The organism is Tolypothrix sp. PCC 7601, assembly GCF_025677855.1.
Taxonomy (GTDB): Bacteria; Cyanobacteriota; Cyanobacteriia; order Cyanobacteriales; family Nostocaceae; genus Aulosira; species Aulosira diplosiphon.
On the sequence record NZ_CP064880.1, the window covers coordinates 85,666 to 99,955 of the forward strand.

A 14,290-nucleotide genomic window follows, 5' to 3' on the forward strand; every position below is an offset into this window, starting at 1 on the left:
ACGGGTAATTTATAGTTCAACTTCTCTTGACTTGGTTTTAGGTGCAGCAGCGACAGTTTGCTTTTGAGGGGAGGGTATGCGTTCAGTAGGAGTATATTGCTGCCGAATTTCTTCTCCTCGCCATATTTGTAAGTCATTCATAATATCTTGAAGCGGGACAAAATCGACGACTGTTTCTCCTTGCTTTTGTGCCTCAGTTGCCTTATAAGTCATAATCTTGAAGTACATCTCTCGCTGGTCGGCAATTGGTAACTTGCCGTTGTTATCATTTATCCGTTGAAGAATTTCTTCATTGCCTTGATTCATTGCCCCTCCCCAGTCAGGGCCACCATGCTTGACCATATTTGCCCATTCCTCGGCGATGTAAGGGTGAACTGTGACAGGCAAATCGCCAGCTGCTTGTATTACTCGTTTTTTGGGTGCATCTGCGGCGGTGGGAGTAGATTGTTCGTTACCAAAGATTTGCTCCAGGTTGAGTTTGCTGGCGTTTTGGGCAATAAACTTAATTTGGTTGATATCGTACTCAGAGATATTCATCTTGCTGACTTCTTTGGTAATGCCGGCTTCGGTTTTAGTTAGGTCAAACCGGACAAGTTCCTGAGTACCTTTTTCTTCGGTAGTTTTAAATAATTGCAAGCTGGCTCGATTTTTTTCGGGGTTGCGCGATCGCTTGATGGTAAATTCACCTACTGTAAGTTCCTCCTTATCAGCCTGGATGAGGACATTATTCAGGGTGTGCAACATCTCATTTTGTTTAAATACTTCCAGCGTTTTAATCGTGCCGGCAGGTGCAAGACTTCCCAAGCTGTTTGCTACATCACGGATATCGGCATTATTGAGGTCAGGTAGCTTGCCATTGTCGCCTAAGTATTCTGCCACAATGAGAAACTCCTGACGTTCAACAGGTAACATCTCTGTAGGCTTTTTCGTGATTTTGGGTTCCTCTTTTTTGTTGAGTTTAAAATCCATCAAAGAGTTCTCCCACCCAAATAGTTCATCACTGCGGCGGTGAATGCTAACAGTGTCTCCCTGTTGGCGAATCACAAATGTATCGCTACGGTAAATACGTGAACCATCTTGTTCAAGAGTGCCGTATTTTTTTAACATTGCGATCGCAGTTTCACCAATGTCTTTATTTTCACTGTTGTAACGTTCTTCCCGCGCTTGTTTATTATTAATTTGATAAATAGGTACTTCAACCTGACGCGCCCACTGTTGTGCTGCTGGCTCTACATCTTGAGAATTAGCTACTTCTTGATAGGTAAATTCAGGTGCATATTTTTTTCGATTATTAGTTGCTTGTTCCTCTAGCTCTTGTGCAAAAAACTGATTGGAAGTTACATTTTCATTTACCTCTTCTCCAGCTTGATTTTGAGATTGATGGTTACTAGTAACTATCCGTCGAATTTGAATAGTTTCTTCGGACTGTGCGATTTCTTCTTGAAGATTATTGACCACATCATCTTCAAAACTGTTATTTACCTCTATTTCAACGGATAAGTTGATTTCTTGATTTGTAGACGAACTATTTTCGCTGTTTTCTTGTAGTAATTGCTGTGAAGCATTTGATTCGACTGCTTGAATGTTAGTTTCAGATTGTTCGTTGAGTGTCTGCTCTACTGCTTCAGGATAGTTTTTGACTACAGGATACTGATAATAATCAACATCTGGTGGGGAGTCAAAGTCGGGTGGATTACTAATATCGATATCATCTAGAAAACCTACCGCAGCTTCCTCTTCTTCGTAATCCAAGTTAACTGATATAGTTACAATTTCATAATTTAGTTGTTGATTATCTTCATTCAGTATTACTGGTAAATTGTCTGATGGTGCAGTTGCTTCTGTTACATCTGGGTTGCCATTATCAAATAATAACTCTTTTGTATCTTTATGATTGTTAATAATGTCAGCAGATGGAGGTAGCAGCTTAACTAATGGTTCACTTGCCACATCTATTATTTCATCTGGAGTAAGTATTTCAGTGACGAGATTAGTTGTACATTTACCTTCGGTATTTTGTTTGTAGATAACGATTTGTTTTTCTGAACCATCTGACTCTAGATAAGCTGTAATTTTCAGAGTATTATCACTTGTTTGCTGATAATTACTATTGAAATTGGGTAAATCTTCTACTAATCTTGCAGCAATCGTTTGTGCTTGATAGTCAGTAAAAGGTTCAGTTTCTATTGTGTATTGACCTTCTACTAATAAATCGGGCATTAACACAATATTAGTTTCTTGATGGCTTTTTATACTTTGACTGGTTAAATCTACCTTTTCCCATTTATATGCACCAGGGGTAGATTCATCAGGTACAAGATTGTAGATATCTTTGCCAACTTCAACTACAATTTTACTTGCTTCTTGGGATTCTTTGAGTTTTTCGAGAATTACTTTAGTTATCTTAGTAAGTACATTGATGAGGCTTTTACTTAATTCTCGACTTGTTTGAATTGCAGTATCGGCTGTACCTAAATATGATTCATTAATTTGAGTTTGTCTGGGGTCAAACATATATTAAATGTGGTGAAAATAATCTATAAATTCAAACAGTCTGACTGTGCTTTATAAAAATCAGTTGGTCATTAAACTTAAAGTTTTTAGAAAAAGCTCTTGTACGCATCAACAGGTAACGGTGCATTGCCTGCTTGTACGGGTGCTTGTGGGATAGGGAACTTCCGATCTACTTCCTTGACTCGTAAATCTAAATCTTCCTGTGTGGGTTTTTTCTGGGTACTTTTTCTAGCAAGCTCTTTGATGAATTTATCCCATTTAGCGTCATTTTCTTGTTCTAATCCAATGATATGTTTGGGGATTTTGATATTTTTTAATAGTGGTACTGAACCCTCATTTTTATTACTATAAGCCGGGTTGATAAATAGACATTTACCAGGTGGTAATTTGAGGAATTGGGCTGGCTCGAATAGCTTGCGAGTCCGTTCTTGTTCGCTGATAGATGTGCTGGATTTACCCCCTCCCGTTGAGCGGGATTTTTGTTTATATTTAATTTCCTCTTCCCCTAAATATGCAGAAAATAATCGCGCTGATTCTTCTTCACCAGGATTAAAAACAAATTTTGTACCGCACGCACCAAGGATAGCTTTAGAGATTTCTTTACCATAAATCTTTTCAAGCTGACCCATATTTTGCCAACCCAGGATACCGCAGAATCCTTCGGAACGAGATTCGTTAAGCCATCTAAATAAATCTGGAAGGAAGATACTTGGCAACTCGTCAAGACACACTACCAATGGGCCGTCTTCCTTACGTTTTTTGGCAATACTGCGGGAAACTACCATGTGGAGAATGCTGGTCATCAGGGGGCTGACAGCATCGCGACGTTCGCGGTCTAACCCGAAGATAATCATCTGTTTGCGTTTTACCTCCAAGGGGAGGGTTGTTTTACCGACAAAGCATCCCAATGTACCCCTTGCCATGAAGCGGGTGAACATCAATGAAGCACTACCAGCGATACCCGCTACAGTTTTCTCTGAGCCAGCCGAGCTAAATAATTGACCAAAAGCTATCCTAATCCAAGGGTTTAGTTCGGCTGCCATCAAGCGTTCGACCATCTTCTCGCTAGAAAGTATTGCCGCAGCCGTCATAATATCAGCGCGGTCGCCAAACTCTTTAGTTAGCATTAAAATAGCCTGGGTCAACTGGTCGCCGGCGGGGCCAAAGAAGGCATCCTCAGACGCATTACCTAACAGGCGGAAGTTTTTGTTAATTACCGTAGCTAACTGCCGTGCGGTTTCAGCATCGCTACTGTCGCGTAAAAAATCGATTGGGTTACATACCTCTGATTCGGGAAATCCCGGTGCAAAGATATGTACGTCATACCCCTTGGATTTGGCATAACTGGCGATTTTGGCTTGACTGGCATACTTAAAATCGTATAATACTATACCAAAGCCTTGGTCAATTGCTGAGTAAATCATCGGGTTGATAGCCGAGAATGATTTACCACTACCAGGTGCGCCAATTACAGCACTTCCCCGTTGGACATCGGGTACATAAACTGGAACTCCCCCACTCCCCTGGGGTAATTTTTGACCCTTGTATTTGTGTACTCCAATATATAAACTGGCGCTATCACATTTAGGAGCGACGATTTGCTTGAGAGCTTTTTTCTTAGCTTGGGCGGTTTCCTTTGCTCCACCCCAATAGCTAGTAGCAAGCTTGCCTTTTTTACCATTACTAAAAAGCTGTAAAAGCAACAATAAGCCAATTCCCCCGGCAAGTGCCAAACCTTGAGGTGACATGAACTTATCTGTATATTTACTAAAGTCAGTATTGCTATTTTTATTGTTTGCTTTTACTTCTCTGATTGTCTTAGCTTTAGCGGTTGCAAACAGATAATTATTCATATTAATCTGTGTTAATTGCATGAGGAAATGGAAGAAATATGCGGTGCAGTGAAGTTGCATATTTCTTCATTAGTTATCTGGTGTGTCTTCTCTAAGTCAAAAATTAAAGAGGATAAATTCTTCTATGATTGCTTTTTCACTTTTTACTTCTTTGGTACGGTGAGGGGCGTACCAAGGATAATTGGGTCTATCTCGCGGTAGGTGAAGAAGGGAACTGGGCCAATGAAGTAGGGCGAGCAACCTAAGTCAACCCACCCCCGTTTGCAGATACGGAAGAACATCGCGGTGGTGATACTGCCGTCCGCTTCGTTAATGTCCCAGATGACTTGTTTAAATGATTTCCCAAAGGGGTGGCGACCTGTGGGTTCTTTTCCACCGTTGAGACTGCCCAATATGCCGAATCCGCCTTTAACTTTTTGGTCTTTACCGGACATCCATTGTGCGCCAGTCACAATATCGCTACCCGAAACTTCGATGTGACCACAGGTTTTCTCGCACGGGACATTAAACCCAGCTTGATAGCTACCAGATATAGACTTCCAACGTCCGCTTTCAAGCGAACCGAGAGGTAAGTCTACTTTGCCGATAAAGCTAACATCGGGGATGGGAACACTGGGGAACTGATCGAACGGTACATCAGCTAATCCCGGAATCTTGTTAATTGTTGTATTTTGCCAGTTAGTAAAGTCTTTTAGTTGTGCATCCTCAATACCAGGGATACTGGTGAGTTTATACTTATCGAGTTTGACATACTCACCAAGTTCCACTTCTCCCAGTTGGGGATAATTGTCCAGCACTTCACCAACAGTTTGGTAGCTTGCGGTGCTGCCTGTAACTTTGGTCACTAGTTCTTGAATTGGTGGAATGGCTCCGACTTCTGAATCTTCTAAATTAGGAATTGCTTCGGCGAGGTCTTCGAGTGTTTGCCAATCGAGTGTTTCAAAATCTGACAGTTTGAGATTTTTAAGTTGAATGCCCGTGATGTCAGCGATATCTTTAAGCGTGAAATCTTCAATTTTGAACTCAGTTGCTTCAAAATCACCCAGTTCCATGACTTCGGCAAGGCTTTGTCCGGCACTCCAGGTGCGTGTTTCCTTCATACCAGGGTTTTTGATATTAGGGAATTCAACGCTGCCAGCACCGCCAAACTTCATGTTTCTAAACGTGATACTGCTCCAATCGGGAGTAGGTGCGCCGTTGACATATTTAGTTGCAACTGGCTGTGGCTGTTTGGTTTGTTTTGTCTTGTTTATCGAAGTGTTCAAATTTGAATACTTCGATGAAACTGTTTGAGCTACCGCTTTATCGCCGAATAAGAGACTGCCGATATTATAGCTACCTCCATATCGGATTAATCCGTGTAGGGCAAGCCCAGCAATAAGTCCTGCAACCATTAGGTAGCGTAATTTATTAAACTTTTCTATCCGATACTCAAGCCCTCGGTCGGTTTTGTTGTGAGTAGTTTCTTGACTTGCAGCTCTCACTGGTACGATCGCAGTTACCTCTGCTGTAGTATCTAAAATTTGGTTGTTAGTGGCCAGATTTTCGGTATACATCACTGTTATCTAAAACTTGTTTTACCTGGATTTGTTGTTGTGAGAGGGTTATTGCGCTGTGGTGGTATTTCTAACAAGCGCTTTCCACCCAACAGCATGAGTTTTTCAACCAATTGCATTGATACTCCGGCGGTGCTGGCGGCGACGACAAGTTCCTCTCCTTGCGATCGCAACTCCACAAGTTGGTTCAGACGCTTCCAGAGCTTGCTGTCTGTCGTAACCCACTGGTTTTTGAGAGCAACTTGCATCCCTTTGGCGATATGTCTGCTATCAGATAATGCGGTGTAACTGACTTTTGGTTTTACTTCTTCAGGTTTGCTGGGAGTATCGCCAATAATTTCAATTTGGCTGTACTCTGGTGTGCCACTGCCCGCTACAATCCGGAAGTGATAGCTTTTCCTTGTTGAGCCAGATTCGGTAATCACCGTCATGTGCGCCCCGTAAGGAGCTGGTGGTAAACCGGGGATTTTGACTGTCTCGATGCGGCGAACGTGAATTAGTCCAGCGCCCGTGCTGTTACTAGAACACTTACCCAAGCCCTCAAGACATCCGTCTACATCAAAAACAAACCTAGATGGGTCATCCAGCCAGATTTTCTTGATAATTTCTTTGGTGTTGTAGAACGATATTGATACCCCATGTCCAGGCCAGACCTTAACTGTCTGCAATTGGGCATTTTCTCCTGACACCTGGGACGCTGCAACTTGACGGATAGTATTTGCTAGTACAAGTTGGTTTGGTGCAAGCACTGAGGCGATGGTGAGGCACCCACCAAAGGCAATCGCCCAAGGCATCCTTAAACTAAAATCTGCTATATCTCTTAGTTTCACAGCTTGATTGACCTATCGACTTTGATTGTGATTTTGGTGTCTTTAGGCACATACCAAACATTGGGGCGGCGATAGATTTCGTCAGTAGCGCGTTCTGTACGCTTGCTGACTGTTTCGCCAAGTTTGCCAAAAGCACCTTCAAGGAAAGCAGCTCCTAAGTTGCGGTTATTATTGCGACTGCGAGTTCTTGTCCCACCTAAAGGCAAATCTTCTGTGACTTCTTCATCTGGCTGGTTAATAATTTCCCCTACCTTGGCAAGACCAGCTATTGTTCCTAATGTGGCATCATATTTGGCAATTTCAGATCCCTTGTCGTCGTAAGGTCTGGCGATTAGGGGCGAACCTGTCTCTCCCAAAACTGATATTGTTCCAGGTGATAGAGGATATTCTGTGCCGTCTTTGAGGATGGCCGTGACTTCGGCACGCACACCTGATGTGCTATCAACCGAAATCATAGCGATAGTTACCTGTGTTCCTGCGGGAATGGCTATTTCACCAGTATTGCTATAAAGCGGCTCGTCCAACCGGGCGACAAACCGTAAGGTATTTGTCTGTTCTTGGGAACGAGCGTTATTACTGGTTTGGGGCATAACGAGCGGAGTTACCAGGGTTGCACTTGCAAACGAACCGACAACTAAATACTGCGGTTGTGTTTCTTGGAGTATCTGCGCTTCTTCTGGCAGGTAGTTATTTGCAACTTGTTCGATTTGCTGAGTGGAGTTGTTTTCTTTATTACTAGCAAAACTGGATTCTACGGACTTTTCTTTGTCAAGTTCTGAGCTAATTTGTGGCTCTTTTACCGAGAAGCTATAAATAACTGGCACGGCTTGATTGTTATCTTTGTCATCAGTATTGCTATACTCAGGAGTACTGTTGTTTGTGGTTACAGGTTGCCAACGCGGGCGCAGTTCTTCAACTTGATTAGGGGTATTGGTAACTGTTTCGGTATTCTCGCTGCGTCGGCTACGGCGACGACGAGAGCGATCGCTATTTTGTTCTGCTGGGCGTAATGTTTCTTCAGTTTTAGCTGTAACTTCTTGTACTGTCGTGTTTGTAGGTTCACTGATAGTAGTACTGGCTAGCATATACTCAACTCGACCAACCGAACCCAGGTTACGCAGGCGTTCGAGTTCAGCTATTGGGTCTTTGGCGACACTCTGGTTGCTAGCAATTGTTTGTTTGGCAAATTTTGGCAGAGGAGCGCTAGGACGCAGAGGTGGTATTGGCTGTGAGGCGACTACTCTACGTGTTGATCTAACACGTTCGGGTGCTTCTTCCCTGTATACACGTCTTCTGGAAGTAGAGGGAGTTTCTTGAGCAACTACCCTTCGTTGTCGAATAGAACGGGTTTTCTCTTGGTTTTTGGCTTGTTCTTCAGTAGTTTCCTTTTTCTCCTCTTTGTCTCCCGTGTTAGCTTGACCATTTAGGGCATCAAGTTCTTCCTGTTGCTTGGCGAGAGCAAGCTTGGCATAAACATCGCCTTCTTTTTTCTCAGATGCGGCAACTGTGGGAGTTGGGGTAGGGGTTAATTCTGGTTTTTTGGCGTTTTTACTACCCCCATTCATCATGCCGTTGAGGACAACAAATATAACTAGAAACCCAGCACCGAATGCACCCCCAATAATTCCTAACCTTGACCAGGGAGATGTAACAAAGTCGTGTTTAGTTTGGATTAACGCGGGGTCTTCTACTTCAGTTTCACCTTCTTCAACCACCTCAAATTGTGAATTTTCAACTTCATCTTCTTCTGCACTATCGATTGGTAAAAGACTATTTACGGAAGATATGTGTTTATTGGTAGCCTCATTCTCTAGCTGTAACATAGTTCTATACTTGACTAATGATTTTTATTTCTTACCGAGGTTATAATCAACGATTTGAGTAATTTCTAAACCTGGTTCTCGTACTAAATAAATTTTCTTATCGAGTTCAGTTGGCTTATTTGGTAACTTGGGAGTATCGACAGCTTCGACAGTAATTGTTTTGTTAAAAGCGATTCCTTTGCCTTGGTTTTCGTTTCTATTAAAGCTGACGAGCGTAGCGATATAATCGACTTCCCACTGCCCATCCTTAATTTTTCTGGGTTCAGAGATATGGCGGGTGACGAGTGAAACTTGAACTTCACCGTTAAATACACCACTTGGAACAATTTCTGCTAATTTCTTGAGAAAATTTGCCCGAAAATCTTGATTTTCAGATAGTGCAAATGCAGCTTCCCAGGCTCTAGTAGGAATTTTTTTTCTACTATTTTTTGTTGTTTGAATATCTATTCCCCTATCAGGTTTAGTGACATTTTCGCCATTCTCTGTTGCTTCGATTATTCCGTTCCAGCCGAACATTTTAATCATGCTATCTGAGATAAAGCGTTTGATAGTTTCGGCTTCGCGTTCGTTGGGAGCGGCAAATTTACCAGGTGAAATAGACCCATCTTGGAGTTGAACAATCGTCATGCCTTTGACATGATGATTTGTGCTAGCACTCATGCCAATATTTATGATTTGCAATAGGGTAGATAAGATAGTTCCTCCTGCTGTTACGGCGATCGCCATTGCAATAGGTGTGGAGGTAGATTGCCCATAACTGAGAAGCCGAGCCGATTGAGATTTAGACTTAGGTTTAAGCATATTTATTTGTTAATTACTTTTTAACTTTGATTTTGGAACTAACAAATTTGGTGGCATTGACAGCAACCGTAGCAGTTGTACTTGCTCCACCAGTAGCGATTCCTGCTGCAATTTCAGAGCCAAATGCTACTGTTTTACCTAATCCTGTCCAAACAGCTATTCCACCACCTGCGGCTAATGCAGATGCAAGGATAGGAGAAACTAACCCAACAAAAAGCAGAAATATCATCGGTTGATTTTGTTCGGAATTAGCGATAAGTTGTCCGCACAAACCAATAATCATGTTGAAGCAGAGTTTCGCCATTCCAACGGTGAAATAACCAGTTAGCCAAGCGAAAATAGGTTTTGCGCCAAAGGGAAGTAGCGAACCGCCTATTGCCAACGGGCCAAGTAGGGCAGTTAAAAGCATCGTGAATTCGATACCCCATTGGTAAGCGTTATTGAGGGCGAGGAGGATGACTGCGACAAATCCGGTAATCATCGAACCGATTGTACTGGTGATAGTATTACCAATCTTTTCGGCGATTTGACCAGGGGAGAGATTTTCGAGCGCGTCTTTGGCATCAGATAAAGCTTGAAGTGGGTTAAATTCCCAACTACCGCTATCGGGGGCTTCTCCTTTAAATAGATCGGGAGCAGAGGTTTTGAGTTCTGCTTCTGCTTGTTGCAAGCAGGTGATTGAATCTTGCGTGTTACCAGGGATGGAGCGGCATCTTTCCATTGCCGCCCCTACTTGCTGCTGGAGGGCAATATTGCCGACTGCGCGGTTGAATGCTACTTCTAGGTTGGCTCCGGCAGCAGTAAATTCTAGGATGTCATTATTAACAGTATTAATGTATCCCCGAATGGCGAGTGTTCCACTTCTGAGTAAAGTGCCATTGTTAGCTAGTAGTCCGATAACCAGAATGGGCCATATCAAACTGGAGAGAGCTTTCATATCTTCTTGATTTATCCAGTTTTTGCCTAACTCAACCATAAACAGGGTGAGTGTAGCGATCGCAAAAAACTGACCAACTTTGCACATCGAGCCGTACAAATTACCGTTGAGGGTTTCCTGCCAAAGTTCATTGAAACCTTCTGCTACTAATTGCGCTCCAGCTGACGCATTTTCTAAAATGTCTTGCCCAAAAAATGGGTCGGTTGCAATTACAAGATGTTCTAACATGGTCTGTATTATGTACCTGATAGAGAGTTGGTCATCTCAATTGCAGAGATGACCAACTATTTAGGGTGAATTATTCACCTGCGGTAGTTTTGAGACTGCTAAACCCACTGATTTCGATATACTGGGCGCTGATACCGTCCATCATCAGGTTTTGACGACGGCGATCGCTTGCCCCTTGTTCGGCAAGTTGAGATAGCATTAGGTTAGTTTGCTGGGCATCGTGCCGTGTTTGCAGTCCGTCAATGCGAGATTGACCCAACATTGAGACAATTTGTGAGTTTTGGGCAGCAATGACCTTGAGGATGTTTTGTGAAGCATCCATTGGTTGTGCAGATTCTGCGAGTTCTTTGGCCTCGGCTACAGTTTGTTCAGTTGCTTCTATCTCATTTTTGGTACGTTCCTGACCGACTTCCCCTAAGACGCTGGCGATCGTAGCGCGGGTGGTTTCTCTCTCCAGTTCGTTGGCTGCGCTGACCGCAGCTTCAACTGTGTTGCTTTCATTCCAGTTACCCTTGTTCTTAAGTTGCTCTTTGAGCTTTTCGGCTGAGTTTACTGGATCTGGCATATCCATACTGCCAGTCTGAATAGCAGTTTTAGCTTCGCTTTTCATCCCACCCCATTTATTAGTTACTGAGGTGAGTTCTTTTTTGGTTTCCTCAAAATAGTTATTGAATTTCCCTAAAACCTTGAAGAAATCGTCAATTGAAAAGGCATAACTGGGGGCTGTACTGAGTAATGTAACCAGACCAATTATTGACCCGATTATTACTCCTTTCTTAGTAAACTTGAATTTTGGTTTCATACTTTTGGTGGATAAAATAATCAATGTGGCAATCAAAGTTAAGCCACTTGTTTATGAATTATTGATTCTTATTTTTATAAATCCAGATTATTCTTAGTTTTTCTTCTATAATTTATGCTGACTTTAATTGCTGATTGTTATTGTTATCCAATAATTGTTGTGCTTCTTGGCTTAACTCATCTCCCCGAAGCATTTGTATGTAACTTTCTGAAAATTTCACCATACCCAGCATTGGATTATCGGCATATTTATTGAGAAATAGAGTGCGTAATTCTTGCTCATTCGGGTTATTTGCGACTGCTGCAAGTAAGCAATAAGCAGGATAATATCTACAGAAAGTAAGTTTGCCATTGTCATCAAGTAACCACTGTGAATAAATACTTTCACGTTTCGGAAAGAATGCTTCGGTACTATTACGCGAGATAATTTCATAAGGATATTTAAACCTGTTCACAAATGGGTCAACTGCCGATGTTTGAATCCGACCAATCAGGCGGGTTGTGATGTTAGCAAATATCTTGGAAGCAGACTTACTTTGGAAAATACTTTCTGGTTCTTGGGCAGATAAAATTACACGTATACCTGCTTTTGCACCGTTAGCGCAGAGCCTACCAATTAGCTCGGCTATGCTCTCAAAATTGAATAAAATTGGTGCTTCGTCTAAGAAAAATATTGATACTTTAGATGATAAAGCTCTACGTAAAGCTGCGGAATAAGCACTCAGGGCAAGGACTGCGGCATCGGCTTCACTCCCAAGCGATCGCAGTGCGAATACAAGCAATCGAGCATCAGTTCTAAAGCTAGATGGATTGGCGATTGATTGCCCAACTCGTGAATTTAGCCAAAACTTTAATCGCAATCTGATTTGGTCAAGGGCATCGAGAATTTCTTTACTATTATTGGTGATGGAATCCAGCTTGATAAATCCAGGCGAACAATAATTATAGAAATCTTTAAGTGTGGGAATATCTGCCCATTCAGGTGTACCCAATCCATTTTCTAATGCTAGCTTGTACCGAAGTTTGATATCCTCATCGTTGTAAAAAGTTTCAATTGTGATTGTAATGATACTTTCAATATTTGATACCATTGTCGGACTTACACCTACAGGATTTGTCCCTAACACCATAATCATTAATGTTGATTTCAAGAATTCCTTGAAATCAGTCATTCTCTCTTTAATAACTTCAGGTTCATATCCCCTTAAATCTGGTAATTCAAATAGATTATTCGACTCTTTACTAATATCGAAATATGCTCCTTCCTCTCCCATAAATTTGGTGTAGTCAGTAAACGTGCTAGTACCATCGGGTTTAGGATAATCAAGTGCAATTACGGGAATGTTTTGAGCCAAGGCAGGTGTTAATAAACCTGCTACTAATACAGATTTACCCGCACGAGTAGTACCAAAAATGGCGAGATTCTTGTGCTGCTTGTACAAATCAAGATGTACTGGGGTTCCTCCCTCTTCGGCAATCAGCTCAAACCCGGATTTATCTCCTGTAGCTGTTCTGACTATCGGCATGAGTCCGGGAACTTCTGATGAGAAATAGGGGAGGCGACGGTTAAAGGGTCTTGTAAGTAAGTTTTCCCAAACAACAGGTACACATTGTAACCATGTTTTCCAGGCATACTCGATTTCTCTATCAACTACAGCAGGTCGTAAGAAGCAGCTAGAAAGGTATTGGCAAGCTTCATCAAGTTTTTGACGGCTGTGACGATGGACACAAAAAACAACAGCAGTATGAATCGGGAGACTGCCTCTGAGGATAGTTTCTTGTGCCTTAACTGCCTCCTCGATGTTCATATTGGCTTTTACGTCAATTGACCCCTTCTCAGAAGACATCGCGCTGGAGGTAATTGACTGTTTGGTAATCCGTTGCAGAGCAGTTTTGGCAAGTCCCTGGTTGGCTTTAGATAGCTGGCAGATAATCTCAGTATCGGAGATTTTTTCTTTGGATATTACCTCCCAGAGATATCGAAGCTGGGCGTATTCATCTACCCAGCCTTGGGGCTTTTCGCTAAATTGCAGAACGCTGATATACTTGTCTTGCAGTCTTACCCAGCTGCGATCGAGAAACGGGACAGATTTTTCGTTCTCTAGCATCAGGTGGCGAATGTGGAAATCGCTAGTTTGAACTTCTCGAAGTCCCTCTTCATCTAATATGAGGGGATTGGGAACTTTGGGTGCATCGCTACGGTTAAATTGACTCCAAAGAATTGACCATACTTCCTCACTGGTGACTGCTCGCACTGAAAGCCCCATTGAGTTTGTCAAAAGTTGTTCCCACCGTTGAAACCCAGAGGTAAAACTATCCCGTAAAATTGTTTCGATTCGTTCTTGCCGAACACCGTGAATTTGTCCAGTAAATTGGAACCAAGCATTTTGCAATTGTTTGATAGTTTTTTCAATTGCATCATTTGAGCGACTATCTTCAGAAGCCAGGACACTATAGGTACACCAGAAACGTAAAAACTTATTTTTACGAGTTCCCGCTTTAGTGAGTTCTCTTGTTCGCAGACGTTCCGATCGCACTAATAAAGTTAATTGCTCTAGGTCGCATTTATCCTCTATCTTTTTTAGTTCTTGCTGTCGGAGAAAATCATCAGTGAACGAACCAAGATGAATTGTTAAGGTTTCGCGTTCGGGAAGTTCTTTGAGTCCGCCCTCAATATTTTCAAAAATCGGGAGAATCTGTTCTTCTGGTAAAGATGGGTGGACTCCTTGTACGTCGAAGCAGAACTTAATTTGAATATCTTCTTTTTTCTGGAGGATGAGTGCGCCGATATCTCTACGACCAGCAAGCGAGATACTTGCAATCCCAGCTAAATGAGTAATATCCTCAAACGGTGTTAGGTTTTTGACAACACCTAATTGTTCGGTATCAAGGGATTTTTTACCAATTTTGTCCTTTGTTTTCGTGGAGGCGGTCGAACTCATAGCCT

General features: G+C 42.3%; 9 protein-coding genes. All 9 read right to left on the reverse strand.

Annotation, left to right across the window (positions count from 1 at the left end; all coding sequences use genetic code 11):
• Window positions 1-9: 9 nt before the first annotated feature.
• A complete protein-coding gene (locus HG267_RS36970) occupies window positions 10-2,514 on the reverse strand; it encodes a hypothetical protein (RefSeq protein WP_045873824.1) in 2,505 nt (834 codons plus the stop codon).
• Window positions 2,515-2,600: 86 nt separating this feature from the next.
• A complete protein-coding gene (locus HG267_RS36975) occupies window positions 2,601-4,367 on the reverse strand; it encodes a type IV secretory system conjugative DNA transfer family protein (protein WP_045873860.1) in 1,767 nt (588 codons plus the stop codon).
• 143 nt (window positions 4,368-4,510) lie between these two features.
• Window positions 4,511-5,923 (reverse strand): hypothetical protein, encoded by a 1,413-nt coding sequence (locus HG267_RS36980; RefSeq protein WP_045873823.1) that lies wholly within the window; start codon window positions 5,921-5,923, stop codon window positions 4,511-4,513.
• Window positions 5,924-5,928: 5 nt separating this feature from the next.
• Window positions 5,929-6,753, reverse strand: a complete 825-nt coding sequence (locus HG267_RS36985; RefSeq protein ID WP_045873822.1) for a hypothetical protein — start codon at window positions 6,751-6,753, stop codon at window positions 5,929-5,931.
• Entirely contained in the window at window positions 6,750-8,576 is a 1,827-nt protein-coding gene (locus HG267_RS36990) for a TrbI/VirB10 family protein (RefSeq protein ID WP_045873821.1), read from the reverse strand. Before HG267_RS36990 ends, HG267_RS36985 begins: the two co-directional genes overlap by 4 nt.
• 24 nt (window positions 8,577-8,600) lie before the next feature.
• Window positions 8,601-9,377, reverse strand: a complete 777-nt coding sequence (locus HG267_RS36995; RefSeq protein WP_062243192.1) for a hypothetical protein — start codon at window positions 9,375-9,377, stop codon at window positions 8,601-8,603.
• A gap of 13 nt (window positions 9,378-9,390) precedes the next feature.
• The gene (locus HG267_RS37000; protein ID WP_011316863.1) at window positions 9,391-10,542 is read right to left on the reverse strand and encodes a hypothetical protein; all 1,152 of its coding nucleotides are present in this window, start codon (window positions 10,540-10,542) and stop codon (window positions 9,391-9,393) included.
• Window positions 10,543-10,612: 70 nt separating this feature from the next.
• Window positions 10,613-11,344: a hypothetical protein gene (locus tag HG267_RS37005; RefSeq protein ID WP_045873820.1), complete on the reverse strand. Its 732-nt coding sequence runs from the start codon at window positions 11,342-11,344 to the stop codon at window positions 10,613-10,615.
• Between the two features lie 112 nt (window positions 11,345-11,456).
• The gene (locus HG267_RS37010; protein WP_045873819.1) at window positions 11,457-14,285 is read right to left on the reverse strand and encodes a hypothetical protein; all 2,829 of its coding nucleotides are present in this window, start codon (window positions 14,283-14,285) and stop codon (window positions 11,457-11,459) included.
• Between the last annotated feature and the right edge of the window lie 5 nt (window positions 14,286-14,290).